We start from the raw sequence: 22,916 nt of genomic DNA on the forward strand, positions 1-22,916 counted from the left end.
TTGTCTCCTACGGCAGTTGCGTGCGTCGGATGACGGCCCAGATGCGCCGACCGGTCCCGCCGTCGGACGAGCCGAACTCGTCGGCGTCCTCCAGGGCGGCGAGCACGTCCGGCCATGCCTCCTCGGAGAGCGGGCCGGGAAGGTGGGCCTCGACGACCGTCCGATCGGCGTACTCCGTCACCTCGGGCGCCAGACCTGCGGCGACGAGACGGGCAATGAGGTCCGCGGTACAGGCGTCGCGTGGCGGCACAAGGCGTCCTCCGTTGCCGACTGGGCACTCTCAGTGAAGCTAGTTAACTAGATTAGAGCTAGTGGACTAGATTGTCCACATGCCTGACCAGCCGCCGTATCTCCGCGTCGCCGACCTGCTCCGCGCCCGGATCGCGAGCAACGAGTGGACGCCCGGCGACCGCCTGCCCTCGCGCGCCGAGCTGGGGCAGGAGTACGGGGTCGGCGAGAACGTCATACGGCGCGCGCAGGAGATGCTGATCTCCGTGGGCGTCCTGGAGGGCCGCGCCGGCTCGGGAACGTACGTGGCCGAGCCACGCGAACGGCTGCGCATCGTGCGCTCCCTCTACCGCGAGCAGGCGGGCGGCTCGCCCTTCGCCGCGGACATGGCGGCGCTCGGGCGCCGCGGGACGTGGGAGAGCCGCACCGAAGCGAAGGTGCCGGCCCCGGCCGACATCGCCACCCGACTCGGCATCGCCGAGGGTGAGTTGTGCGTGCGCACGGCGTACGAGTTCCTGGCGGATGGCAAGCCGGTGCAGTTGTCGACGAGTTGGGAGCCGTACGCCCTGACGGCGGGCACGCTCGTCGTCCTCCCGGAGGCCGGTCCGCACGCGGGCGTCGGCGTCGTCCGCCGCATGGCGGAGATCGGCGTCACCGTGACCCGTGCGGTGGAGCGGCCGGAGCCGCGGGCGGTGACGCCGGAGGAGGCCACGCTCCTGGGCGTCCAGCGCGGCACACTGGCCACGCACATCCAGCGGACGTACTACGCCGAGGACGGGCGGGCGGTGGAGACGGCGGACGTGGTGGTGCCCTCATCCGTGTGCGAGATCGTCTACGAGGTGCCGGTCTCTCCGTGAACCGTCGCCCATTGGGCGCGCCAGGGTTGGCACGTCACGAATTGGGTGGTTGGCCCCGTCGCTGAGCACCACAATGGTGGGGTTCCGACTGGGCTAGGCAGGGCCGGGGGGCAAGGTGCAGTGGCAGCTTTGGCGGGAAGCCGTCCTCGTTGGTGAGCTCAGTGAGTACGGCTGCGATCAGCCTTTCTTCCTCGCGCGCTTCACCCCTGGCCCTGGCTGGGAAAACGAGAGGGAACTGTTCGAGGCGTTGGCGGCCGCCAGATCCCCGGACCCGGACGGATCTCAGTTCGTCGCCGCGATCAAGCCGCTTCAGGGCCTGGAACTCAGGCCGGCTGAGGCTGACAGCCAGGCCCCACCGTTGCGAGTGTTCAGAAACTGTGTACTGCACATCAACGGGTCACAGGCGCGGCTTCGTTACTGACCATCGGCTATGAAGCCTCACCCGGTCCGGACTTCACGCCTTCCGACACTCGTCCGAAGTCCGGCAGACGTAGCCCCGTCAAGCCCGTCGGGTGCGACACTCCGCGCTCGCCCACCGAGCACATGTCAGGCGCACGGCGGCAGCCCTGGCCTGCTACAAGTCCGTTTGGCGGGCTAGTACCTCGGCTCTGGCCTGAATGACCGCCATGCGGGCGTCGCGCTCGGCCGCGTCCGTGTGGCTGGCCTGGGCCGTGGCCTGGCCCTCCCACTTGCGGTAAAGGAGGCCGTACTCGCGGGTGAAGTGGCCCGGGGACACCGCGTTGAGGGCCAGGAGGAGGCCGGTGTCCTCGGAGGCGGGGAGGGCCATCCAGCCGCCCAGGGCGAGGAGGAGGTCGCGGCGGGTGAAGAGGGTCGCCGGGTGGACCTGGGCGCGGTAGCCGTTGGCCTTCCAGTAGTCGAAGACCACGCCGCGGGCGAGGGGGCCGTCGTCCGGGTCGCCGTCGAAGCCGGCCGTCGAGCCGTCGGGGAGCAGGTCCAGGACGCGGGAGGTCGTCCAGCCGAGGGCGGGGTCGGCTTCGAGGAGGGCGAGGTCGCGGGCCAGGGCGCCGGGGGTCAGCTGGTCGTCAGCGTCGAGCACCTTCACGTACGGGCCGGACGTGTACGCCAGCGCCAACGTGCGGGTCACGCCGGGGCCGCCGGGGCGGCCCTGGTGGAAGGTGACGCGCGGGTCGTCCGGCACGTGGGGGCGTACGGCGTCGCTGAATCCGTCCTCCTGGACGATCCAGTGCCACTCCCAGCCCTCGGGCAGCTCCTGCGCGCACAGCGACTTGTACGCGTCCGCGAGGTACGGCGCCGACGGGGCGTGCACGGCCGTGATGACGTCTATGCGGCGCTCCCGGCGATCCGCCACCGCGGTCACCACCTTTCCAGTGGGGTGACGAAGGTCAGTTCCGTGCGGTCGGCCGGCAGGCGGACGAAGGAGTGCTCCACGACGCGGCCGGTCGTGTCGTAGGACGTCTTGCCGAGGATCAGCAGGGCCGAGCCCGAGGGGAGGCCCAGTTCGTACGCCTCGTCGGGGGACGGCGGGCGGGCGAGGACGCGTTCCTCTATCCGGTCCAGCTCGATGCCGATGGTGTGCAGCTGGTTCTGCGTGCCGCCGGGCCAGGGCTCGTTCGACGCATCGAGGAGGGCGGGGTTGGCGGCGACCATGTCCCGTACGAGGTAGGACTCGACCAGGCTGAAGGGGTGCTCCTCGGCCCGGTAGCGGGTGCGGTAGGTGCGCTCGACCATGACCGTGCCGACCGGGACGTCGAAGATCTCGGCCAGCTCCTCGCCTGCCTCGACCTCGTCGTATTCGGCGTGGAAGACCAGATCGTCTATGTCGAGGCCGGTGTCGTGCTCGGTCGCGCCGGTCTGTTTGCGCTGGTCCTCGGGTTCGAGGGCGCGGTCCTTCTCCCACTGGTGGCGGAGGTTGGTGCGCAGCACGGGGGTCCGCAGCTTGCGGACGAAGTTGCCGCGGCCGTGTTGCTTCTCGATCAGGCCCTCGGCCTGGAGCAGCCCGAGCGCTTGGCGAAGGGTCGGCAGGGAGTTGCCGTAGTGGTCCGCCATCGTCGTCTCCGACGGGAGGCGGTCGCCCTGGGCCAGCTCACCTGCGCGGATGCGGTCTCGGAGATCGTCTGCGATCCGTTCGTACGCCTTGGCCACCGGCTCACCGTCCTGATCGTCGGGCGGGCCTCAGCATAGCAAGTCCTCAAGAGGTCTTGACGAGTTGAGGAGTGCGGGTTCATAGCGCTGACTACTCATCAAGAGGACTTGAGGACATGATCTCTTGAGGTCTTGATGAGTTGCGCATACCCGAGCACGTCCCTCGCCACGTCCGACCTGGGAGTTTCCGTGTGTACGACCCGAGACCGCCTCTCCGGCGGTGACGTCGACCCCGCGTTACGCGGCGGCGACGACCTCTACCTCGACCTCTTCCGCGGGCCGACCGACCGTGACGAGCCCGCCGTCGAGCGGGCCGCCCGGCTCGCTGCGGCGCGCGACATCCTCGCCGAGCTGCTGCGGGAGGGCGTGCACGACGCCGTCGCTCGGGAGCACGCCCGATTCGCGCTGCTGACGGCCGCCGGGCCGGTCGTCGTGGTCCTTGAGCGGCGCCAGGTGGGGGAGGCGGCGTGATCCCCGCCGGTCACTTCGACGTGCGGGCCACGTACGGCGCCGCCGCGCTCGCCGGCCTCGGGCTGGTGTGGGTGCTGGCCAGGGGTCTGCGGCGAGGTACGCCAGCGGTGAGGGTGACCGCGCTCGCCGCCGCCGTCTGCACGGCGTACAGCGCGGACACCTCCTGGCGGTTCGCCGCCGATTACCTCAACGTCGCCGGGGCGGCGGAACGCGCGGCAATGTTCGCAGCCGCCGAGCTGGCACTCTTCGCGACCGCGCTCATGGCGCGGCAGAACCTCAACGGCCCGAACGGCGCACCTGGCGCTCCCGGTGCGCTGACCTGGGCGATTGCGGGAGTGCAGATCATCCCCGCGTATGCCGAGTCGGGACCGGTCGGCGGGACGGTGCGGGCAGTGATCGGGCCGGTCATGGCCGCCGTTCTCTGGCACCTGGCCATGGGCATCGAGCTGCGGCACCGGCGGCCCGATGCGTCGTCCAACGGATTCGGTGCGCTCGTCGCCCGCGAGGTACGCGAGCGGCTGCTCTCGCGGCTGGGCGTTGCCGAGCGGCGGCGGGATGCCGCCCAGATAACCCGTGACCGGGCCACCGCGCGGGCGGTCACACTCGCCGCGCGGCTGGCGGAGATCAGCCCGGAACGCCGCGACCGGCGACGTGGGCGGCGCATAGCGCGCCGCCTATCGATAGCCGTCGGGCGAGCCTCGGTTGGCAATGATCCCGAGCAGCGGCGCACCCTCCTCGCCCAGCTCGGCGCCCGGCGCAACGCCGCCGCTCTCGCCACCGTCGAGCTGCCGTCGCCGTGGGTCGGCTTCGCGCCCGACCCGGTCGCGTCCGCGCTGGCCGGCCAGGTGCGCGAGGAGATGGCCAACGCGACGGCGACGATCCGGCGGTACCGCCCGGCGCTGTTCACCGACCTCTTGCAGGTGGACAGGGTGAACGCCGAAGCCCGTTCGCCTGAACAGGCACCCGGCAAGCTCGACACGGCCGACGCCCTCGCCGCGATCGAAGCGGGCTGGGCCAATGGCCTCACTGTTCGCGAAACAGCCCGGCGGGCGACGCGCGCGCCGAGCTACGTGCACAGCGTGTTCACCCGGCTCGACATCGAACGCGGGCCGCGTCCGGTGAACGGTTCCCGATGACGGCCACTGCGGTTCAGGGGTGCCACTCACCTCTACGGCTGGCCCTGGGCCTCACAAAGGTCGTCGTAGATAACGTCGGGGTCGGCCTGGGCTCGGTACTCGAAGTACAAGCGGGCGACGCCGTCTGCGTCCATCAGGCCGGCCACGTCATCCCGCGCCCCAGGCAACATCCGGGGCTTCCGCCAACGCCGTGCCACCACAGCGAGGGCAGCGCCGTCGGGGCCTCGCGCCACCCAGGTGGAGAGCCCGACCACCGGCAGATACCGGTCCAGTTCGAGCGCGGCGAGCACACCAGGGATGCCGAGCTGCTCTGGCAGCTCCCATGTCCCTTCGTGCGGAGCGAGGACGTCGTCCCCCATCGCGACGCTCTCCCGCGTGGCCACCACCTTCACAAGCCGCAGCTTAGACGCCTCATATCTGCCGCCGACGCTCCATCCCGTCTGAGGGGGACTTGCGAATGAACCAGAGCAAACCGCACCCCGAGAGCAGGGTGTTACTTCAGGTCGGCAGCAGGGCCGAAGACCCGGACGTCCATGCGCTGGTCGACAGCCCGACCGCCAGTCCAACCGGGCCTGGCCTCCTCGCCCGCGCACGTGGCGCCAAGCGCCGGGCCGTGGTTCCCGCGTGGCTGCGTTCGCGGCAGGAGTTCCGGGACGCCGGGCGGGGCGTGGTCGCGTACGCCGGGCACGTCGCCGCGTATCACGCCGTCCGGGCGCCCTGGTACGCGCTCCGGCTCACGCTGCGCGCGCCGCGCGGTGCCGCCCGCTTCGTCGGTGGGGCGCTGCGGTGGCTGGTGGACGCCGAGGGGGAGCCGCTGCGGCAGGCTGCGGCTAGCCGGGAGGACATCGAAGAGTACCTGAAGCTGTCGCGGCAGCGGGACCGGCGGGTGCGTTGGCGGACGGTCGTCGGGGTTGCGGCCTTGGTCGCCGGGCCGGTCGCGGCGCTGGTGGCGTACGTCCTCGCGTCGACATGGCTTTTGGCGTTGGCCGTGCCGGTGGCGGTGCTGGGACTGGGCCGCGTGGGTCAACCGGCCGACGATCCGGTTGTCCACAGGGCTGTGGAAATCCCGCGGGCGACCAGGCTCACCAGCGATATCGTTGTGCGAGCACTCGGCTCCCTCGGTATCCCCGCCATCAACCAGGCCCAGGCCAAAGGCTCCCCCGGCTTCGCCTTCACCGCGCCCATCACCCGCGACGGGCCCGGCTGGCTCGCCGTCGGCGACCTCCCGTACGGCGTGACGGTCACGGATGTCGTCGACCGGCGGGAGAAGCTGGCCTCGGGCCTGCGGCGCCCGCTCGGCTGCGTATGGCCGGAGGCCGTGCCGGACGAGCACACCGGACGGCTCCGGCTGTGGGTCGGCGACCAGGACATGTCGCAGACCCGGCAGCCGAAGTGGCCGCTGCTGGACGCCAAGCGGCTCGACCTCTTCACGCCGCAGCCGTTCGCGACCGACCAGCGCGGCCGGTGGGTGGCGCAGTCGTTGATGTACGTGTCCGGGATCGTCGGCGCCGTCCCGCGAATGGGCAAGACGTTCCTGCTGCGGCTGCTCCTGCTCATCGCCTGCCTCGACCCGCGCGCCGAGATCCACGCCTACGACCTCAAGGGCACTGGCGACCTGGCCGCGCCTGGTCGCGTCGCCCACCGCTACCGGGCCGGCGACGAGGAGGACGACATCGCGTACGCCCTCCAAGATCTGCGTGATCTTCGCGTCGAGCTGCGTCGCCGGGCCAAGGTCATCCGCGAGTTGCCGAAGGACTTGTGCCCGGAATCCAAGGTCACCTCCGCGCTCGCCGACCGCCGGACGCTCGGCCTGCACCCCATCGTGATCGGCGTGGACGAGTGCCAGGTGTGGTTCGAGCACCCCAAGCACGGTGCGGAGTTCGAGGAGCACTGCACCGACCTGGTCAAGCGCGGCCCGGCGCTCGGCATCACGCTGCTCCTCGCCACGCAGCGGCCCGACTCGAAGTCGCTGCCGACCGGCATCTCCGCGAACGCCACGCTCCGGTGGTGCCTGAAGGTCATGGGCCAGATCGAGAACGACATGGTCCTCGGCACCGGTTCGTACAAGCGCGGCATCCGCGCCACCGCGCTGGCGTGGGCGGACAAGGGCGTGTGCTGGTTCGTCGGCGAAGGCGCGGACGCGCGCGTCGTCCGGGCCGTGTACGTCGACGCGCCCGCCGCCGAGGCCCTTGCCGCGCGGGCCTACGAGCTGCGCAGGCTCGCGGGCCGATTGAGCGGCCACGCCCTCGGCGAGACGCCCGAGCCGAGCGCGGCCTCGTACGACCTCCTCGCCGACGTCGCCGCCGCCCTCCCGCCCCGCAAGGCGAAGGCGTGGAGCGAGGACGTCATCGCCCGCCTCGCCGAACTCCGCCCCGACGTCTACGCCGCGTGGAGCCCCGAGCAACTGGCCGCCGCGCTCAGGCCGTACGGCATCCGCACCGTCCAGGTCTGGGGCACGACCGAGGACGGCAAGGGCGCCAACCGCCGCGGCGTGCGCCGTACCGACATCGCCGCAGCAATCGCGCACCGTGACGGCGGCAGCGCCGCCGCGTAGCCCGCGCGCTAGCACCGCACCCCGCTAGGTCTAGCGCCCCCGCTAGCGCCGCACATGGCCTCCCACCTGGCCCCTAGCCGCTAGCAGCCCACCCTCCGCACGCGCTCCACCGCCCGGAAAGGGGCCGTCATGTCCTCCCTCGGCGCCGCTATAGCCCTCGCCCTCCTCGCCACGCTCGGCTACGCCGCCCTCTGCGCGCTCAGCCCGTACGGCGCGTGCCGTCGCTGCGGCGGCTTCGGCTTCATGATCCGGCAGAACCGGCGCGGGCGCATCGTCCGCGGCCGGGAGTGCCGCCGCTGCCGCGGATACGGGCAGCGCATCCGGATCGGCCGGCACCTCTACAACGCCGCCACCCGCCTGCACCGCGAGGGCACCCGCTGACCGCACCCGCCCGATCAGGAAGGCACTGCCATGGTCTTCAGCATCTCCGCCCTCGTCGTCTTCGGCGCCCTGCTCGGCCTCCTGCTCCGCTACCGCGCGCTCACCGCCGGGGCCGCCGTCGTCGCGCTGCTCTTCGGCTTCTACCTCGCGCGCAGCAACGCCGCCCCGACCGTCGACCAGTTCATGTCCGCGCTGCGCGACGCCATCCCGTCCAAGTGACCAGCAGGGAGGTCCCGCTCATGACCCTTCAGCCCGCCCCCGCACCCCGCATCTCCCTCATGGCCCTCGCCGACCTGCGCGACGCGCTCACCGCCCTCGAACTCGGCCAGGCCCCCACTGCCATCACCGCGCTCATGGCGATCGACGCCGAGTCGTGGCGGGCGGTCGAGCAGCGGCTCGCCGCCGTCGGCGGCGACCTCCGCACCCTCCTCGGCCGCGCCGGCAACGGCTTCAACCCGCTGGCCTGACGGCCGTTCCCGAACGGAGCACCCATGACCGACACCACCTGGCACGCCGACCTCACCGCGAGCGTGCACGCCCTCGGCGCCGCCGCCCGCGAACTGCGCGCCGCGCACACCGCCGCCGTGCACGCCGCCCGCGCCGTCGACCCCACCCGCCTCGTCCCGCTGCCCGGCCTGCTCGCCGTCCCCGGCACCACGGAGCCAGTACGGCCATACGACGAGGCCCTACGCCACCTCACCCACCTCTACGCCGCCGCCGAGCAGCGCACGCACGAGCTGTACGCCAACGCCGCCCTCGGCTACGCCCACGGCGCCGCCCAGGCCCTCGCCGCCGTCCTCCGCGCCGAGCGCCCCCACCACGTCGACCTCCCCCGCGACACCGCCGGCCGCTACGTCCTCGCAGACCTCCCCGACCTCGCCGCCTCCCTCACCACCACCGCCGGAGCCCGCGAACTCGCCGCCCTCCACACCCGCCTCCGCACCGCCACCGACGCCGAGCGACCCGACGCCGCCACCGCCTACGGCGAGCAGGCCGAACGCTCCCTCCACCACCTCATCCGCCACGCCGCCGCCCACGGCTTCCTGCACACGCACTGACCCGCGCCACCGAAGGGACCGCATTGCCGTACACCCGCGCGCTCCGCGCCCACATGATCCAGTCCTGGGACGGCACCGAATGGCAGGTCTTCGTCGCCCTCCCCGACACCGCCCGCTGGCCCACCGCCCCCTTCCCCGTCGGCGACGGCATCCCCACCCTCGACGCCCGCGCCAAGGCCCTGGCCAGCCTCGGCTACGCCCCGCTCACCGCGGACACCGCGTGGGAGTGGATGGAGACCCCGCTCGAAGGCGAACCCACCGGCGTCATCGCCCTCGTCGCGACCACGACCGTCTCGCCGAACGACTCGCGCCACTCCTGATCGCTCAACCCGGGGCGACGGCCAATCCGCCAAGGAAACCCGCCGCCCCGGCCCTCCCGACCCAGCAAGGCACAGGAGGTGCCCTCAGCATGCCCTACGCCATCGATCGGCCGCCCCGTTTCGGGCCTCTGCCCAACAGCCCGGTGTCCGCCCGCTCCCGCCGCGGGGGCCAGCGATGAGCACCCACTACCGGCGCCGCCACAACCCCCCGAAGGACGAATTGCTGCCGCTGTCGGCGGTGTTGGACGAACTCGGAATCACCCGGGCCTCCTGGTACCGCTGGCGCAACCGCGGCGTGGCACCCCGAGTGCACAAGCTGCCGAACGGCCACCTGCGGGTACGCCGCAGCGAACTCGACGAGTTCCTCCGCGAGATGGAGGAAGCGTGACCGAGTGGAGCTACACCGTGCGTATCTGGGCGATCCGCAAGCGGCCGTACCGCAAGCCGTACCAGCTCCGCTGGCAGGTAGGAACGCAGCCGCACGCGGAGTCGTTCCTGACCTCCGGCCTGGCGGAGAGCCGTAAGGCCGAACTCGTCACGGCCGCCCGTGCCGGCGAGGCCTTCGACGTCGAGAGCGGCTTGCCGAAATCCATGGTCAAGCAGGCCAAGGACATCACCTTCTACCAGCACGCCCGCAACTACATGGAACTCAAGTGGGACGACGCCCCCGGAAAGACCCGCGTCGGCCTCGCCGAGGCGATGGCCACGGTCACCGTCGCGCTCGTCAAGGACACCAAGGGAATGCCCGATGCCAGGGTCGCGCGGCGCGCGCTCTACGGGTGGGCGTTCAACAAGAACTTGTGGGACGCGGAGCCTCCGGACGACGTCCGGCGCGTCCTCGACTGGTACGCCAAGAAGTCCCTGCCCGTCTCGGCGCTGGCCGAGGCGCCGACCGTACGGAAGGCCCTCAACGCCTGCGCACGGCGGCTCGACGGAAAGACCTCGGCCGCGTCGGTCATCCACCGCAAGCGGGCCGTCTTCCACCAGGCCCTTGAAATCGCCGTCGAGGACGGCCTCCTCAAGGAAAACTCGCTGCACAAGCTCCGGTGGAGCCCTCCGGAGCAGGTGGAGGACGAGCTCGACCCCGAGTGCGTGCCTGATCCGGAGATGGCGGCGGCGCTCCTCGACGCGGTCGCCGAGCAGGGAAAGCGCGGCCGCCACCTGCGAGCGTTCTTCGCCTGCCTCTACTACAGCGGCGCGCGTCCGGCGGAGATCGTCGGACTGGGCCGCGACGACGTACGGCTCCCCCGCCACGGCTGGGGCAACCTCCGCCTGTCCGAGACCCGCCCCCGCGCCGGCCGCTCTTGGACGGACTCCGGCGAGGCCCACGACCGCAAGGGCCTCAAGCACCGGCCCCGCAAGGCCGTGCGCTGGGTGCCGATCCCACCCGAACTGGTCGCCATCCTCCGCTGGCACGTGACCGTCTACGGCTACGCGCCCGACGGCCGTCTCTTCCGCACCGCCCGCGGCGGCATGATCCAGGAAAGCGGCTACGGCGAGGTCTGGCGCCGTGCCCGCGAAGCTGTCCTCTCCCCCGACGAGCTGAAGACCAAGCTCGCGAAACGCCCCTACGACCTCCGCCACGCAGCCGTCTCCACCTGGCTCAGCTCCGGCGTCGAGCCGCAGCTCGTCGCCCACCGCGCCGGCCAGAGCGTGGCCGTCCTCTTCCGCTTCTACGCGAAGTTCCTCAAGGGCGGCGACGACGAGGCGAACGCCAAGATCTCCGCCCGCCTCGCTCAGCGCAGGGCAACGTTCTGACCCTTGTCCGCCCTGCATGGCACCCGTGCACTGCGAACGCGGATCGTCCTCCATTCCGCCGTCCTCGTCTGGTCGGCGGGTGGAAGACGCTCTATCGCAGGGCTGTACTGGGCCGACGACGCCAATCCCACGCCGGGTGCTCGTCCAGCAGCGCAAGAAACTCGTCCGCCCCCAGGATCTCTCCATGGTTGGTGTCGATGAGACCGTCGAACCCATCAAGAACATGGCGGAGCAAGGCCTGGGCCGCGTCCATGGACTCGCACGAGACACAGACCCCATACGGCTCGCCGATTCGGGTCGTCACCAGCTCAAGCTCGTCTGACTCATACTCCGCCAGGATCCCGCCCGAAAGATCTACGGAGTACGAGTAGCCGTGCCAGTAGATCCTCTCGTCTCCCGTAAGGGGCTCCGGCTCCAGCTCAAAGGAACGGAACCGCCCTTCGAGCATCGGTCGACGCCCCGTGGGCGCAAGGATGATCACAGTCGGCCAGGACACGGCCTGCACCTCCGCAGCGACATCGTCCCAGCAACCGGAACGTGTGGGGTTGCCAGTATCGCCGAGTGGGTCGCCCCGGCGCCGCGGGTCGAAGGCATCGGACCCCCGCCCGGACGGCATTACGTATGCCCAGGTCAGCCGAGGGTGCGCCGTCCACGTCTCGTCCACGCACGCCGGGAAACGATGGGACAGGACGGCTCCGGGTGGGACTTGACTCGGAGCCTCGATATATCGAGAAAGGCCCCCGCCCAGCATTATCGCTGGTCAGGGGCCTTCTCCATGTGGCGGCACGTGGATTCGAACCACGGTAGGCTAAGCCGACGGATTTACAGTCCGCTCCCATTGGCCACTCGGGCATACCGCCATGGGATGCCGCCTGGGACGTGGTCCGCGCAGTGCGGGGTCCTTGGCGACGGGGTAAACGATACCTGATGGAGGGGGGTGGTTCGCCACCGGGTTGATCAGGGGATCGGGTCGGTGCGGGGGTGGGCGGGCGGTGGCTAGGCTGGTGGGGGACGGTTCGGGGAACGGGCCGTCGACGTGATCGCCGATGGAACACATCAAGGAGCCCACTGAAGATGGCCGACTCCAGTTTCGACATCGTCTCGAAGGTCGAGCGGCAGGAGGTCGACAACGCCCTCAACCAGGCCGCCAAGGAGATCTCGCAGCGCTACGACTTCAAGAACGTCGGGGCTTCGATCTCGTGGTCGGGCGAGAAGATCCTCATGGAGGCCAACTCCGAGGAGCGCGTCAAGGCGATCCTGGACGTCTTCGAGACCAAGCTGGTCAAGCGGGGGATCTCGCTCAAGGCGCTGGACGCGGGTGAGCCGCTGCTGTCCGGCAAGGAGTACAAGATCTTCGCCTCCATCGAGGAGGGGATCTCGCAGGACAACGCCAAGAAGGTCGCGAAGATCATCCGGGACGAGGGTCCCAAGGGCGTCAAGGCCCAGGTGCAGGGTGACGAGCTGCGGGTCAGCTCGAAGAGCCGGGACGACCTGCAGGCCGTGCAGGCGCTGCTCAAGGGCAAGGACCTGGACTTCGCGCTGCAGTTCGTGAACTACCGGTAGGCGGTACCGGCCGGCGCCGGGCGAGCCCGGCGCCCCCCTTCAGGAGCCCGGCACGCCGCGGCACGCCGGGTACCCGCGGCGCGCCCGGCTACTGCGACTGGAGCTCGCGGACGACCTTCAGCGCGTCGTCGATGTGCCCGCCGATGTTCGTCATCGACGAGAACGCGTGCCGGATGACGCCCTCCTTGTCGATGACGAAGGTGATCCGGCCCGGCAGCAGGCCGAGCGCCGAGGCGCCGTAGAGCTTGCGCACCTCGCGTCCGCGGTCGGACAGCAGGACGAACGGCAGCTCGTGGCGCCCGGCGAAGCCCTCGTGGGTGGCGACGGAGTCCGAGCTGACGCCGACCACCTCGGCGCCCGCGGCGACGAAACTCTCGTAGCTGTCGCGGAAGCTGCACGCCTCGGCGGTGCAGCCGCGCGTGTTGTCCTTGGGGTAGAAGTACAGCACCACGACCTTCTCGCCCAGGATGCCGCTGAGCGTCACCTGCTTCCCCGACTGATCGGGAAGGGTGAAGTCCGGTGCCTTGTCGCCGACCTGCAGGGTGCCCATGGCCATCTCCTCGACGTCTCGGCCGCGTTGGCCTGTCCGGCGATGGTACGGCGCCGGGCGCCGGGAAGTTCAGCCGCCGCACAGCAGTGCGACGAGCAGGGCGCCGGGCCGGGCGCGTTCGGGGCCGGTCAGGCCCGCGGCGAGCCGGGCGTCCGCGGTGGGAAATGGCCGGATCCACCGGCTGGAGCGCAGCGCGCCCCTCGCCGGTGAGGGCCAGGACGCGGGAGCGGGGGGCGTCGGGGTCGCGGGTGCGTACGACCTGCCGGCGGCCTCGTCATGGGCAGCCGTCCGACCAGCGCCCGCGGGTCGCACCGCGGTGACGGCAGCTGACGGGCGCGACCCACTGCGCACCACCGGGCGCCGCCCGCGGAGCCCCGCGCGACCGTCAAAACCAGCCATCCCAGCCGTCACGGACCGCACCGCTGCGCGCCGCTTCCGTTTCCCTCTGTCAGTGCGCGGCCCGATACTGGACGAAGTGGGCGCATGGAGCCGTACGGACCTGGAAAGGTGCAGGCCATGAGTGTGTTGCGACTCGTTCTGAACGTGATCTGGCTCGTCCTCTGCGGGCTGTGGATGGCGCTTGCCTACGTCGTGGCGGCGCTGATCTGCTTCGTCCTCATCGTGACGATCCCGTTCGGCATCGCCTCGCTGCGGATAGCGGGCTACGTGCTGTGGCCCTTCGGGCGGACGACGGTGGAGCGGCCGGACGCCGGGGCGCCGTCCTTCGTCGGGAACGTGATCTGGCTGGTCTTCGCGGGCTGGTGGCTGGCGCTCGGGCACCTGCTCACCAGCATCCCGCTGTTCGTGTCGATCGTCGGCATCCCGTTCGGCTGGGCGAACCTGAAGCTCATCCCCGTCTCGCTGATGCCGCTGGGCCGCGAGATCGTGCCCTCCGACGAGGGCGCCTTCGCCTACCGCTGAGCCGTAGGTGCCGTACGTCCGGGGGGAGGGCCCCCGGACGGGTCAGCGGCGGCCGGCCATCTCCTCCAACCGGGAGATGCGCTCGGCCATGGGCGGGTGGGTGGAGAAGAGCTTCGACGCGTCGCCGGGCCGGAAGGGGTTGGCGATCATCATGTGGCTCGCCGTCTCCAGCCGCGGTTCGGGCCGCAGCGGCAGCTGCTTGGTGCCCGCGTCGAGCTTGCGCAGCGCCGAGGCGAGCGCGAGCGGGTCACCGGTGAGGCGGGCGCCGGACGCGTCGGCCTCGTACTCGCGGGAGCGGGAGACGGCGAGCTGGATGAGGGACGCGGCGAGCGGGCCGAGGATCATCATGAGCAGCATGCCGAGGATGCCGGGGCCGTCGTCGTCGTCGGAGCGGCCGACCGGGATCAGCCACGCGAAGTTGACCAGGAACATCACCACGGAGGCGAGCGCGCCCGCGATCGACGAGATGAGGATGTCGCGGTTGTAGACGTGGCTCAGCTCGTGGCCGATGACGCCGCGCAGCTCGCGCTCGTCGAGGATGCTCATGATGCCGTCCGTGCAGCACACCGCGGCGTTTCGCGGGTTGCGGCCGGTGGCGAACGCGTTGGGCGCGTCGGTCGGCGAGATGTAGAGCCGCGGCATGGGCTGCCGGGCGGTCGTCGACAGCTCGCGCACGATCCGGTAGAGCGCGGGCGCCTCGATCTCGCTGACCGGCCGGGCGCGCATCGCGCGCAGCGCCAGCTTGTCGCTGTTCCAGTACGCGTACGCGTTCGTACCGAGGGCGATGACGAGAGCCACGATGAGCCCGGTGCGGCCGAAGAAGCTGCCGATGACCAGGATGAGTGCGGACAGGCCGCCGAGGAGTACGGCGGTCTTCAACCCGTTGTGCCGGCGGTGCACGTGCGCCCTCCACATTCTGCGGTGTGTGCCCCGGGGGACCTCCCCCTAAGGAAAACCTCCTGTCCTGCTCAACGCCACCCGGCGGGCGCTAGTTCCCTTGTGCGTTCCGGGTGCTCACAGCAGGCTGCCCTGCGCGAAGCGCAGGACGAGCTGCGGGGCGCCTGACAGCGCGAGGCCCGCGGCCGCGGTGAGCGCGACCGCGGCGCCCAGCGCGAAGGGCGTACGGACCGCGGTGGCCTCCCCCGCGGCCGCCGGTGCGGGCTCCGGGGCGCGGGCGAAGAGCAGGGCCGTCCAGCGCAGGTAGTAGACGAGCGCGATGACGACGTTCACGGCCATCACCACCGCGAGCCAGCCGTGCTGCGTCCCGACCGCCGTCGAGAAGACGGCGACCTTCGCGAACAGCCCGATCACGCCGGGCGGCAGCCCGGCCAGGCACAGCAGGAAGAAGGCGAGCGCGAGGGCCGCGGCGGGCCGGCGTGCGTACAGGGCGCGGTAGTCGGCGAGCCGGCTGAGCGGCGCGGTGCGCTCGACGAGGGCGACGACGGCGAAGGCGCCGAGGTTGACCACCGCGTACATGAGCGCGTACGCGACCGTGGTGCCGATCTCGTGCGCCGGACTGTCGGCGGACGCGGCCGCGGCCATCGGCACCAGCAGGTACCCCGCCTGCCCGATCGACGACCAGGCCAGCAGGCGTACGGCGCCGCGGGAGGCGTCGGGGCGCTGCCGCAGGGCGCCGACGTTGCCGACGGTCATCGTGAGCGCGGCCAGCACCCCGATCGCCGGGCCCCATGCGTCCGCGTACGGGCGGAAGGCGACGACCGTGAGCAGGATCAGCCCGGAGAAGCCCGCGGCCTTGCCGACGACCGAGAGGTACGCGGCGATCGGCAGCGGCGCGCCCGCGTACGTGTCGGGCACCCAGAAGTGGAAGGGGGCGACGGCGAGCTTGAAGGCGAAGCCGACGACGGTGAGGGCCACCCCGACGTGGGCGACGGTGTAGAGGGCGCGGGCGTCGGTGAGCGGGAGGGTGACGCCCGCCTGGGAGAGGTAGAGGGTGCCGGAGGAGGCGTAGACGAAGCTGACGCCGAGCAGCGCGACCGCGGTGGCCGTGACCGAGGTCAGGAAGAACTTGAGCGCGGCCTCGCTGGAGTGCTTGTCGTCGCGGCGCAGGCCGACGAGCGCGAAGGCGGGCAGCGTCGTCACCTCCAGGGCGACGATGAGGGTGGCCAGGTCGCGGGAGGCGGGGAGCAGCGCGGCGCCGGTGACGGACGACAGCAGCAGGAACCAGTATTCGCCCGCGGGCATCTCGTCCAGGGTGCTGATCGACAGCAGCGTGGTGAGCAGCGCGCCGCCGAGCACCAGTGCCTGGACGGCCAGGGTGAAGTGGTCGGTGACGTAGGAGCAGTCTGCGGTGTGCGGGCTCAGGCTCTGTGTCCGGCAGAAGGTCGCGCTGGGGCCGCCGCGCAGCGGGACGAGGGCGAGTCCGGCGGCGAGCAGGCCCGCCGCGGTGATCCAGCCGAGCAGCACCTTGCGGGCGGGCGGGAGGAAGAGGTCGGCGACCAGGACGGCGACGGCGAGGGCGGCCGGGATGAGGACGGGGCCGAGCGGGGTCCAGTCGACGTGCTGCGCGAAGCCTGCGGCCTGCGTGAGGGCGGGGGCCGGGACGTGGGCGGGTGCCATCAGTGGCCTCCGAGCAGGGAGCGTACGGCCGGGTCGGTGAGCCCGAGGAGGGCCGCGGGCCAGAGCCCGGCCAGCACGGTGAGGGCGGCCAGCGGCGTCCAGGCGGCGAACTCGTAGCCGCGGACGTCGGCGAGGGCGGGGCGCAGCTCGGCGGTCTCCTTGTCGCCCATGCAGACCCGGCGGACGACGGTGAGCAGGTAGGCCGCGGTGAGCAGGGTGCCGAAGGCGGCGACGGCGGTGAAGACCAGGTACGCGGGGCGGCTGAGGTCGGCGGCGGGCTTGAAGGAGCCGAACATCGCGAGCATCTCGCCCCAGAAGCCGGCCAGGCCCGGGAGCCCGAGCGAGGCGACGGCGGCGAAGGCGAGCAGGCCGCCCAGGCGCGGGGCGCGGCCGTAGAGGGCGGCGCCGGTGCGGCCGGCGAGCTGGTCGAGGTCGGAGGTGCCGTAGCGGTCCTTGAGCGCGCCGACGAGGAAGAAGAGCAGGCCGGTGATGAGTCCGTGGGCGATGTTGGCGAAGAGCGCGCCGTTGACGCCGGTCGGGTTCAGGGAGGCGATGCCGAGGAGCACGAAGCCCATGTGGCCGACGGAGGAGTAGGCGATGAGGCGCTTGAGGTCGCCGCCGTTGCCCTGGCGGGCGAGCTGGAGGCAGGCGAGCGAGCCGTAGACGATGCCGACGACCGCGAAGGCGGCCAGGTAGGGGGCGAACGTCTGTATGCCGCCCGGCGTGTCGGGCAGCACGATGCGGACGAGGCCGTACGTGCCCATCTTGAGCAGCACGCCCGCGAGCAGCACCGAGCCGACGGTGGGGGCGGCGGTGTGGGCGTCCGGGAGCCAGCTGTGCAGGGGCCACATCGGGGCCTTGATCGCGAGGCCGACGCCGATCGCGAGAACGGCGATGACCTGCGTGGAGTGACCGAGCTGTGACCCGTTGTCAGTGGCGAGTGCCACCATGTCGAATGTGCCCGCTTTGATCCCGATCAGGAGCAGGCCGAGCAGCATGATCACGGAGCCGAGGAGTGTGTAGACGATGAAGCGCAGGGCCGAGCGTTCGCGGTCGCCGCCTCCCCAGCGGGCGATCAGGAAGTACATCGGGACGAGGACCGTCTCGAAGGCCAGGAAGAAGAGCATCAGGTCGAGGACGGCGAAGGTGGCCAGCGTGCCCGTCTCCAGCAGGAGCAGCAGGGCGACGAAGGATTTCGCCGAGCCGCCGGCCGGCAGGTGGAAGTACGAGTAGAGCGCGCACAGGAAGGTCAGCAGCGCGGTCAGGACGAGAAGGGGGAGCGAGATGCCGTCGACACCGAGGTGGAAGTGGATCCGCAGCGCGGGGATCCAGCTGACGTCCGTGCTCGCCTGCATCTTCGCGGGGTGGTCGTGGTCGAAGCCGGCCGCGAGGACGATCGCGAGGATCAGGACGGCGCCGGTGACGGTGACGCCGTGGCGCAGGACGGCCTGGTCGGGGCCGCGGCCTTTCAGGCCGGGGGGCGGCGGGAGCAGGGCGCCGGCCGCGCCGAGCAGCGGGAGGGCCACGAGCGCCACGAGGACGTACTGGAGGGCGGTGTCGTTCACGGGTTTCTCTCAGCCTCCGACGGCGACGAGGACGGCGAGCACCACGGCACCGGCCAGCAGCGCGCTGAGGTAGGTCTGGACGTTCCCGCTCTGGGCCTTGCGCACGGCCGCCCCGAGCAGCCCCGGGGTGCCGCCCGCGCCGCGGACGTAGGTCTCGACGACCTGCCGGTCGAGGAAGCGGACGAGCGAGGCGGCGGCCAGGACGGGGCGGACGAACAGCGCGCTGTAGACGGCGTCCAGCCGGAAGCCGTGCGCGGCGAGCGGGTGCAGCGGGCCGAGCAGCTTGCGGCCGGGGTCGGCGGGGTCGTCGGCGGCGGCGATGTCGCCGTAGATCTCCTCGTGCGTCGCGATCGCCTCGGCCTCGACGAGCGCGGGCTCGTCGTCGGGGTCGGCGGTGACGACGGCTCCGGCGGGTACGGCCCGGCGGGTCGCGGCCGCGCGGGACCAGACGGCGTAGACGACGGCGACCCCGGCGAGGGCCAGGAGGGTGCCGAGGAGGGAGGTGAGCAGGGTCGGGCCGAGCGGGGCGCCGCCGAACCAGTCGGGCAGCTCGCGGTAGGCCAGGCCGCCGAAGGCGACGGTGGGGACGGCCAGCACCCACAGCACGCCGGTCATGACGGCGGGCACCCCGGCCCGGCCGGCCGCGGGCGCGGATACCGCGGGGTCGTCTCCGCGCTGGTCACGTCCCCTCCGCGCAAGCGGAGGTGTCCCGGCCAGCAGGAAGAGCCGAGTGGCGTAGGCGGCGGTGAGCAGCGCGGTGACGAGCCCGGCGACGAGGACGGTCCAGCCCACGGCGGAGGGCACGTGGGCCACCCGCCCTTCCGAGGCGTGCTCGGCGGCGCGCAGCACCGACTCCTTGGAGAAGAAGCCGGACAACGGCGGTAGCGCCGCCAACGCCGCCAGGCCGATACCCATCGTCCACCGCACGTCGGGTGCGCGCCGGGTCAGGTCGTCCATGCGGGACATCGCCGCCAGCGAGTTGGTACCGGAGATCTGGATGAGCGCGCCCGCGGCCAGGAAGAGCAGCGCCTTGAAGGCGCCGTGGGACAGGAGGTGGAAGACGGCGGCGTCGCGGTCGCCGACGGCCAGTGCGCCGGCCATGTAGCCGAGCTGGCCGATCGTGGAGTAGGCGAGCACGCGCTTGATGTCGTCCTGCGCGAGGGCGGCGAGCGCGGAGCCGGCCATCGTCACGGCGGCCATCACGGCGAGGACGGCGAGCGCGGCGGCGGACGCGGTGAAGACCGGCAGCAGCCGGGCCACCAGGTAGATGCCCGCGGCGACCATCGTGGCGGCGTGGATGAGCGCCGAGACGGGGGTCGGGCCGGCCATCGCGTCGGGCAGCCAGGTGTGCAGCGGGAATTGCGCGGACTTGCCGGCGACCCCGGCGAGCAGCAGCAGCGCGATCACGGTCGGGTGGTGGAGCTGCCCGTGCGCGGTCGCGTCGAGGATGCCGGTGATCCGGAAGGTGTGCGCGTCGGCGGCGAGCGCGAACACCCCGAGGAGGAAGGGGACGTCCCCGAGCTTGGTGACGAGGAAGGCCTTGAGCGAGGCGGCGCGCGCGGCCTCGGTCTCCCAGTAGTGCCCGACCAGGAAGTAGGAGCAGATGCCCATGACCTCCCAGCCGACGAGCAGCACCATCAGGTCGCCGGTGTAGACGACCAGCAGCATCGCCGCGGTGAAGAGCGAGACGAGCGCGGCGTACGACGGGTAGCGCGCGTCGTGCCGCATATAGGAGACGGAGTAGAGCTGCACACAGGTGGCGACCAGGCCGACGAGGACGGCGATCAGCACCGAGAAGCCGTCCAGGTGCAGGGCGAGGTCGATCGGCACCGAGCCGGTGACGGTCAGCCGGTGGGAGGCGTCGGTGGGCGCGCCGGTGCCCTGCCGGGCGGCGGTGACGGCGGCGAGCACGAAGGCGGCCGCGGTGGGCAGGACGGCGAGCGGCCGGACGAAGCCGGGTGCGCGCCGGCCGAGCAGCAGTCCGGCGGCCGCGCCCAGGAAGGGCAGCAGGGGGACGAGCGCGGCGATGGCGGTCAGGGTCACGCGGTGGCCTCTGCCTTCCCGTCGCCGGCGGTGGCACCCGCGGGCGACGTGTCCGGCGGCTGGGGTCCGGCGCCGGGGCCGCCCTGCGGCGGGGGTTCGGCGAGGGCGGTGAGCCGGTCGATGTCGGAGGTGCCGCGGTGCCGGAAGACCAGCAGCACGATGGCCAGGCCCAGGCCGATCTCGGCGGCGGCGATGGTGATGGTGAAGAGGGTGAGCGCCTGGCCGGAGTGCAGCGCGTCGCCGAGCCAGGCGTCGAAGGCGACGAGGTTGAGGTTGACGGCGTTGAGCATGAGCTCGACGGACATCAGGACGAGGATCGCGTTGCGCCGGGCGAGCACCCCGTACAGACCGACACAGAAGAGGAGGACGGCGAGGACGGCGGGGTAGGCGACGTGCATCAGCGCTGCTCCTCGGGCTGGGGCGCGGCCTTGCCCGCGGGAGCCGCCTGGCCGGGGATCGCGCCGGGGGCGGGCGGGGCCGCCTTGCCGCGGCGGGACAGCACGATCGCACCGACCAGCGCGGCCAGCAGCAGCACCGACAGGGCCTCGAAGGGCAGCACCCAGTAGCGGAAGAGGCTCTCGCCGGTGAGTCGGGTGGAGCCCTTGGTGATCTTGACGGTGACGGGCTCGCCCTCGGTGTCCGTGCCCTGCTGGGCGTGCGGGGTGATCCAGCTGCTGCGGAAGCCGTCCAGCACCACCCACACCAGGGTGGCGGCGGAGGCGAGCGCGACGCCGAGGGCGACGAGCCGGTTCTCGGAGTCCGCGTCGGGCGAGCGGCCGATCGGCGCCTTGGTGAGCATCAGGCCGAAGAGCAGGAGGACGACGACGGAGCCGACGTAGATGAGGACCTGCACCCAGGCGATGAACTCCGCGGTGAGCAGCAGGTACTCGACGGCCGTGCCGCCGAGGGCGACGACCAGCCACAGCGCGGCGTGCACGAGCTGCCGGGTGGTGACGGTCAGCACGGCCGCGCCCAGGGTGGCCAGGCCCACCAGGACGAAGGTGATCTCGATGCCGGTCGGGGAGAGGAAGCCGGGGTGGGACGCGGCGGCGGCACGGTAGACGTAGGAGTGGTTCACGCGGGGCCGTCCCCGGGGGCGGCCCCGCCGGTGCCGCCGGTGTCACGCGCGGCCGCGGCCTTCTCGGCGGCCTTGCGGGCGGCGCCGATCTCCTTCGGCTCCTCGGCCGCGGGGTCGAGCGCGGGCGGCTCGGGCACCGTCCACATCCACGCGCGCAGCTTGTCGCGTTCGTGGGTGAGGTCCCGGATGTCGGTTTCCGCGTATTCGAACTCCGGTGACCAGAACAGCGCGTCGAAGGGGCACACCTCGATACAGATACCGCAGTACATGCACAGGGAGAAGTCGATCGCGAAACGGTCCAGGACGTTCCGGCTGCGCTCGCGCCCGCCGGGGGCGGCCGGCGGCGCGGTCTCCTTGTGCGAGTCGATGTAGATGCACCAGTCCGGGCACTCGCGCGCGCACAGCATGCACACCGTGCAGTTCTCCTCGAACAGCGCGATGACGCCGCGGCTGCGCGGCGGCAGGTCGGGCAGCGCGTCGGGGTACTGGGCGGTGACGGTGCGCCGGGTCAGGGTGCGCAGGGTGACGGCCAGCCCCTTGGCGAGGCCGGATCCGGGGATACGGGACGCGGGCGCCATGGCTTACGCGGTCACCACCTTCACGACGCCGGTGAGGGCGATCTGGGCGAGGGCGAGCGGGATGAGCACGGTCCACGCGAGCTTCTGCAGCTGGTCCTCGCGCAGCCGCGGGTAGCTGACCCGCAGCCAGATGACGACGAAGGACAGCAGCGCGGTCTTGAGCAGCGTCCACACCCAGCCGATGCCGTCCGGGCCCGGGCCGTGCCAGCCGCCGAGGAAGAGCACCGTGGTCAGGGCGCACAGCACCACGATCCCGGCGTATTCGGCGAGCAGGAACAGCGCGAAGCGCAGGCCGGTGTATTCGGTGTAGGCGCCGAAGATGATCTCGGAGTCGGCGACGGGCATGTCGAACGGCGGGCGCTGCAGCTCGGCCAGGCCCGCGGTGAAGAAGACGACGCCGCCGACCAGTTGCCAGGGCGTCCACCACCAGTGGTAGCCGTCCAGGATCGCGGGCAGCGAGAGGGTGCCGGCCGCCATCGCCACGGAGGCGGCGGCCAGCAGCATCGGCAGCTCGTACGCCAGCAGCTGGGCGGCCGTGCGCAGGCCGCCGAGCAGCGAGAACTTGTTGGCCGACGCCCAGCCCGCCATGAGCGAGCCGAGCACCCCGACGCCCATCACGGCCAGGACGAAGATCAGCCCGGCGTCCACCGCCTCGCCGACGAAGCCGTTGGGGCCCACCGGGACGGCGATCAGGACCAGCAGGTACGGCAGCAGCGCCACCGCGGGCGCGAGCTGGAAGACCCGGCGGTCGGCGTCGGCCGGGACGATGTCCTCCTTCTGGGCGAATTTCACGCCGTCCGCGACGAGCTGCGCCCAGCCGTGGAAGCCGCCCGCGTACATCGGGCCGAGCCGGCCCTGCATGTGCGCCATGACCTTGTGCTCGGTCTGCCCGACCAGCAGCGGGAAGACCAGGAAGACGACGAGGACGGCGACGAGGCGCAGGACGACGTCGAGCGGGTCGCTCATGCGCTGTCACCTCCTTCGGCGGGCGGTTCGTTCGGGGCGGGCCCGGGCTCGGCGGGCGGTTCGGCCGCGGGCTTCGGGGCCTCGGGCTCGGCGGGCGGTTCGGCCGCGGGCTTCGGGGCCTCGGGCTCCTCCGGGGCGGGGCGTTCCGGGCGGGCGGGGCGCTGCCAGGGGGCGTCCGGGGTCGGGGA

At 71.9% G+C, this 22,916-nt stretch carries 29 protein-coding genes, 1 tRNA gene and 1 pseudogene; 14 read left to right on the forward strand and 17 right to left on the reverse strand.

Going from position 1 to position 22,916, the window contains the following annotated elements; translation table 11 throughout:
• Positions 1-7: 7 nt before the first annotated feature.
• The gene (locus IH54_RS0122885) at positions 8-250 is read right to left on the reverse strand and encodes a hypothetical protein (protein WP_031519807.1); all 243 of its coding nucleotides are present in this window, start codon (positions 248-250) and stop codon (positions 8-10) included.
• A 79-nt stretch (positions 251-329) separates the two neighbouring features.
• On the opposite strand from IH54_RS0122885, the gene IH54_RS0122890 reads away from it, so the two are divergent.
• Positions 330-1,085, forward strand: coding sequence for a GntR family transcriptional regulator (locus IH54_RS0122890; protein WP_031519809.1), 756 nt, complete (start codon positions 330-332; stop codon positions 1,083-1,085).
• Between the two features lie 115 nt (positions 1,086-1,200).
• Positions 1,201-1,506 carry a hypothetical protein gene (locus tag IH54_RS43520; protein WP_078862447.1) on the forward strand — a complete coding sequence of 102 codons (306 nt, stop codon included), beginning with the start codon at positions 1,201-1,203 and terminating at the stop codon, positions 1,504-1,506.
• Between the two features lie 153 nt (positions 1,507-1,659).
• On the opposite strand, the gene IH54_RS0122895 is transcribed toward IH54_RS43520, so the two are convergent.
• Positions 1,660-2,415, reverse strand: a complete 756-nt coding sequence (locus IH54_RS0122895; protein ID WP_420711797.1) for a glycosyltransferase family 2 protein — start codon at positions 2,413-2,415, stop codon at positions 1,660-1,662.
• Positions 2,416-2,420: 5 nt separating this feature from the next.
• The gene (locus tag IH54_RS0122900) at positions 2,421-3,209 is read right to left on the reverse strand and encodes a GntR family transcriptional regulator (protein WP_031519814.1); all 789 of its coding nucleotides are present in this window, start codon (positions 3,207-3,209) and stop codon (positions 2,421-2,423) included.
• 189 nt (positions 3,210-3,398) lie between these two features.
• On the opposite strand from IH54_RS0122900, the gene IH54_RS0122905 reads away from it, so the two are divergent.
• The gene (locus IH54_RS0122905) at positions 3,399-3,680 is read left to right on the forward strand and encodes a hypothetical protein (RefSeq protein WP_159012007.1); all 282 of its coding nucleotides are present in this window, start codon (positions 3,399-3,401) and stop codon (positions 3,678-3,680) included.
• Positions 3,681-3,700: 20 nt separating this feature from the next.
• Positions 3,701-4,480: pseudogene (locus IH54_RS0122910) on the forward strand (hypothetical protein); the annotation flags it as partial.
• Between the two features lie 368 nt (positions 4,481-4,848).
• On the opposite strand, the gene IH54_RS0122915 reads toward IH54_RS0122910, so the two are convergent.
• On the reverse strand, positions 4,849-5,208 hold the full coding sequence (locus tag IH54_RS0122915) for a hypothetical protein (RefSeq protein WP_159012009.1): 360 nt from the start codon (positions 5,206-5,208) through the stop codon (positions 4,849-4,851).
• A 65-nt stretch (positions 5,209-5,273) separates the two neighbouring features.
• Here IH54_RS0122915 and IH54_RS0122920 point away from each other — a divergent pair, with 65 nt between their 5' ends.
• From IH54_RS0122920 to IH54_RS0122955, 8 genes are all read left to right on the forward strand, one after another.
• Positions 5,274-7,370 (forward strand): cell division protein FtsK, encoded by a 2,097-nt coding sequence (locus IH54_RS0122920; RefSeq protein WP_199923448.1) that lies wholly within the window; start codon positions 5,274-5,276, stop codon positions 7,368-7,370.
• A gap of 129 nt (positions 7,371-7,499) precedes the next feature.
• Complete coding sequence (locus IH54_RS0122925) at positions 7,500-7,751, forward strand: hypothetical protein (protein WP_031519827.1); 252 nt, start codon at positions 7,500-7,502, stop codon at positions 7,749-7,751.
• Between the two features lie 30 nt (positions 7,752-7,781).
• The gene (locus IH54_RS0122930) at positions 7,782-7,970 is read left to right on the forward strand and encodes a hypothetical protein (RefSeq protein WP_031519829.1); all 189 of its coding nucleotides are present in this window, start codon (positions 7,782-7,784) and stop codon (positions 7,968-7,970) included.
• A gap of 20 nt (positions 7,971-7,990) precedes the next feature.
• Positions 7,991-8,218, forward strand: a complete 228-nt coding sequence (locus IH54_RS0122935) for a hypothetical protein (RefSeq protein ID WP_031519831.1) — start codon at positions 7,991-7,993, stop codon at positions 8,216-8,218.
• Positions 8,219-8,242: 24 nt separating this feature from the next.
• Complete coding sequence (locus IH54_RS0122940) at positions 8,243-8,809, forward strand: hypothetical protein (RefSeq protein ID WP_031519834.1); 567 nt, start codon at positions 8,243-8,245, stop codon at positions 8,807-8,809.
• 23 nt (positions 8,810-8,832) lie between these two features.
• Positions 8,833-9,129 carry a DUF6303 family protein gene (locus tag IH54_RS0122945; RefSeq protein ID WP_031519836.1) on the forward strand — a complete coding sequence of 99 codons (297 nt, stop codon included), beginning with the start codon at positions 8,833-8,835 and terminating at the stop codon, positions 9,127-9,129.
• A 175-nt stretch (positions 9,130-9,304) separates the two neighbouring features.
• A complete protein-coding gene (locus IH54_RS0122950; protein WP_052397757.1) occupies positions 9,305-9,517 on the forward strand; it encodes a helix-turn-helix transcriptional regulator in 213 nt (70 codons plus the stop codon).
• The gene (locus IH54_RS0122955; RefSeq protein ID WP_031519841.1) at positions 9,514-10,887 is read left to right on the forward strand and encodes a tyrosine-type recombinase/integrase; all 1,374 of its coding nucleotides are present in this window, start codon (positions 9,514-9,516) and stop codon (positions 10,885-10,887) included. The genes IH54_RS0122950 and IH54_RS0122955 overlap by 4 nt, the downstream gene beginning before the upstream one ends.
• Positions 10,888-10,978: 91 nt before the next feature.
• Here the strand turns inward: IH54_RS0122955 and IH54_RS0122960 are convergent, their stop codons facing one another.
• Positions 10,979-11,383, reverse strand: a complete 405-nt coding sequence (locus IH54_RS0122960; RefSeq protein WP_031519843.1) for a hypothetical protein — start codon at positions 11,381-11,383, stop codon at positions 10,979-10,981.
• 282 nt (positions 11,384-11,665) lie between these two features.
• Positions 11,666-11,747: transfer RNA gene (locus tag IH54_RS0122965), tRNA-Tyr, on the reverse strand.
• A gap of 214 nt (positions 11,748-11,961) precedes the next feature.
• Between IH54_RS0122965 and IH54_RS0122970 the strand changes: the two genes are divergently transcribed.
• Entirely contained in the window at positions 11,962-12,450 is a 489-nt protein-coding gene (locus tag IH54_RS0122970; protein ID WP_031519845.1) for a YajQ family cyclic di-GMP-binding protein, read from the forward strand.
• Between the two features lie 88 nt (positions 12,451-12,538).
• Here the strand turns inward: IH54_RS0122970 and IH54_RS0122975 are convergent, their stop codons facing one another.
• Positions 12,539-13,000 carry a peroxiredoxin gene (locus IH54_RS0122975; protein WP_063762352.1) on the reverse strand — a complete coding sequence of 154 codons (462 nt, stop codon included), beginning with the start codon at positions 12,998-13,000 and terminating at the stop codon, positions 12,539-12,541.
• A 69-nt stretch (positions 13,001-13,069) separates the two neighbouring features.
• The gene (locus IH54_RS45645; RefSeq protein WP_159012011.1) at positions 13,070-13,312 is read right to left on the reverse strand and encodes a hypothetical protein; all 243 of its coding nucleotides are present in this window, start codon (positions 13,310-13,312) and stop codon (positions 13,070-13,072) included.
• A 204-nt stretch (positions 13,313-13,516) separates the two neighbouring features.
• Between IH54_RS45645 and IH54_RS0122980 the strand changes: the two genes are divergently transcribed.
• On the forward strand, positions 13,517-13,921 hold the full coding sequence (locus IH54_RS0122980; RefSeq protein WP_031519850.1) for a YccF domain-containing protein: 405 nt from the start codon (positions 13,517-13,519) through the stop codon (positions 13,919-13,921).
• Between the two features lie 42 nt (positions 13,922-13,963).
• Here the strand turns inward: IH54_RS0122980 and htpX are convergent, their stop codons facing one another.
• The 9 genes from htpX to IH54_RS47045 form a co-directional block, all read right to left on the reverse strand.
• The gene (htpX, locus tag IH54_RS0122985; RefSeq protein WP_031519853.1) at positions 13,964-14,821 is read right to left on the reverse strand and encodes a zinc metalloprotease HtpX; all 858 of its coding nucleotides are present in this window, start codon (positions 14,819-14,821) and stop codon (positions 13,964-13,966) included.
• A gap of 114 nt (positions 14,822-14,935) precedes the next feature.
• Positions 14,936-16,498, reverse strand: coding sequence for an NADH-quinone oxidoreductase subunit N (locus IH54_RS0122990; protein WP_031519855.1), 1,563 nt, complete (start codon positions 16,496-16,498; stop codon positions 14,936-14,938).
• On the reverse strand, positions 16,498-18,063 hold the full coding sequence (locus tag IH54_RS0122995; RefSeq protein ID WP_031519858.1) for a complex I subunit 4 family protein: 1,566 nt from the start codon (positions 18,061-18,063) through the stop codon (positions 16,498-16,500). The genes IH54_RS0122990 and IH54_RS0122995 overlap by 1 nt, the downstream gene beginning before the upstream one ends.
• Before the next feature lie 9 nt (positions 18,064-18,072).
• Complete coding sequence (locus IH54_RS0123000) at positions 18,073-20,106, reverse strand: NADH-quinone oxidoreductase subunit L (RefSeq protein ID WP_031519860.1); 2,034 nt, start codon at positions 20,104-20,106, stop codon at positions 18,073-18,075.
• Complete coding sequence (gene nuoK / locus IH54_RS0123005; RefSeq protein ID WP_031519862.1) at positions 20,103-20,504, reverse strand: NADH-quinone oxidoreductase subunit NuoK; 402 nt, start codon at positions 20,502-20,504, stop codon at positions 20,103-20,105. The genes IH54_RS0123000 and nuoK overlap by 4 nt, the downstream gene beginning before the upstream one ends.
• A complete protein-coding gene (locus IH54_RS0123010; RefSeq protein ID WP_031519864.1) occupies positions 20,504-21,184 on the reverse strand; it encodes an NADH-quinone oxidoreductase subunit J in 681 nt (226 codons plus the stop codon). The genes nuoK and IH54_RS0123010 overlap by 1 nt, the downstream gene beginning before the upstream one ends.
• Positions 21,181-21,762 carry a NuoI/complex I 23 kDa subunit family protein gene (locus tag IH54_RS0123015; RefSeq protein WP_031519866.1) on the reverse strand — a complete coding sequence of 194 codons (582 nt, stop codon included), beginning with the start codon at positions 21,760-21,762 and terminating at the stop codon, positions 21,181-21,183. The genes IH54_RS0123010 and IH54_RS0123015 overlap by 4 nt, the downstream gene beginning before the upstream one ends.
• Positions 21,763-21,765: 3 nt before the next feature.
• Positions 21,766-22,728, reverse strand: a complete 963-nt coding sequence (locus IH54_RS0123020; RefSeq protein WP_031519868.1) for a complex I subunit 1/NuoH family protein — start codon at positions 22,726-22,728, stop codon at positions 21,766-21,768.
• Positions 22,725-22,916, reverse strand: a 192-nt coding sequence (locus IH54_RS47045) for a hypothetical protein (RefSeq protein ID WP_031519870.1), incomplete at its 5' end; no start/stop codon positions are given. The genes IH54_RS47045 and IH54_RS0123020, both read right to left, overlap by 4 nt.

It is taken from the genome of Streptomyces sp. NRRL F-5123 (assembly GCF_000721495.1).
Classification (GTDB): domain Bacteria; phylum Actinomycetota; class Actinomycetes; order Streptomycetales; family Streptomycetaceae; genus Actinacidiphila.

Excerpts from the sequence above, each read along its gene's own strand:
- IH54_RS0122890 (WP_031519809.1), top strand. The coding sequence starts at position 330 with ATGCCTGACCAGCCGCCGTATCTCCGCGTCGCCGACCTGCTCCGCGCC.
- IH54_RS0122920 (WP_199923448.1), top strand. The coding sequence starts at position 5,274 with ATGAACCAGAGCAAACCGCACCCCGAGAGCAGGGTGTTACTTCAGGTC.
- IH54_RS0122925 (WP_031519827.1), top strand. The coding sequence starts at position 7,500 with ATGTCCTCCCTCGGCGCCGCTATAGCCCTCGCCCTCCTCGCCACGCTC.
- IH54_RS0122930 (WP_031519829.1), top strand. The coding sequence starts at position 7,782 with ATGGTCTTCAGCATCTCCGCCCTCGTCGTCTTCGGCGCCCTGCTCGGC.
- IH54_RS0122935 (WP_031519831.1), top strand. The coding sequence starts at position 7,991 with ATGACCCTTCAGCCCGCCCCCGCACCCCGCATCTCCCTCATGGCCCTC.
- IH54_RS0122940 (WP_031519834.1), top strand. The coding sequence starts at position 8,243 with ATGACCGACACCACCTGGCACGCCGACCTCACCGCGAGCGTGCACGCC.
- IH54_RS0122950 (WP_052397757.1), top strand. The coding sequence starts at position 9,305 with ATGAGCACCCACTACCGGCGCCGCCACAACCCCCCGAAGGACGAATTG.
- IH54_RS0122970 (WP_031519845.1), top strand. The coding sequence starts at position 11,962 with ATGGCCGACTCCAGTTTCGACATCGTCTCGAAGGTCGAGCGGCAGGAG.
- IH54_RS0122975 (WP_063762352.1), bottom strand. The coding sequence starts at position 13,000 with ATGGGCACCCTGCAGGTCGGCGACAAGGCACCGGACTTCACCCTTCCC.
- IH54_RS0122980 (WP_031519850.1), top strand. The coding sequence starts at position 13,517 with ATGAGTGTGTTGCGACTCGTTCTGAACGTGATCTGGCTCGTCCTCTGC.
- IH54_RS0122990 (WP_031519855.1), bottom strand. The coding sequence starts at position 16,498 with ATGGCACCCGCCCACGTCCCGGCCCCCGCCCTCACGCAGGCCGCAGGC.
- nuoK (WP_031519862.1), bottom strand. The coding sequence starts at position 20,504 with ATGCACGTCGCCTACCCCGCCGTCCTCGCCGTCCTCCTCTTCTGTGTC.
- IH54_RS0123015 (WP_031519866.1), bottom strand. The coding sequence starts at position 21,762 with ATGGCGCCCGCGTCCCGTATCCCCGGATCCGGCCTCGCCAAGGGGCTG.
- IH54_RS0123020 (WP_031519868.1), bottom strand. The coding sequence starts at position 22,728 with ATGAGCGACCCGCTCGACGTCGTCCTGCGCCTCGTCGCCGTCCTCGTC.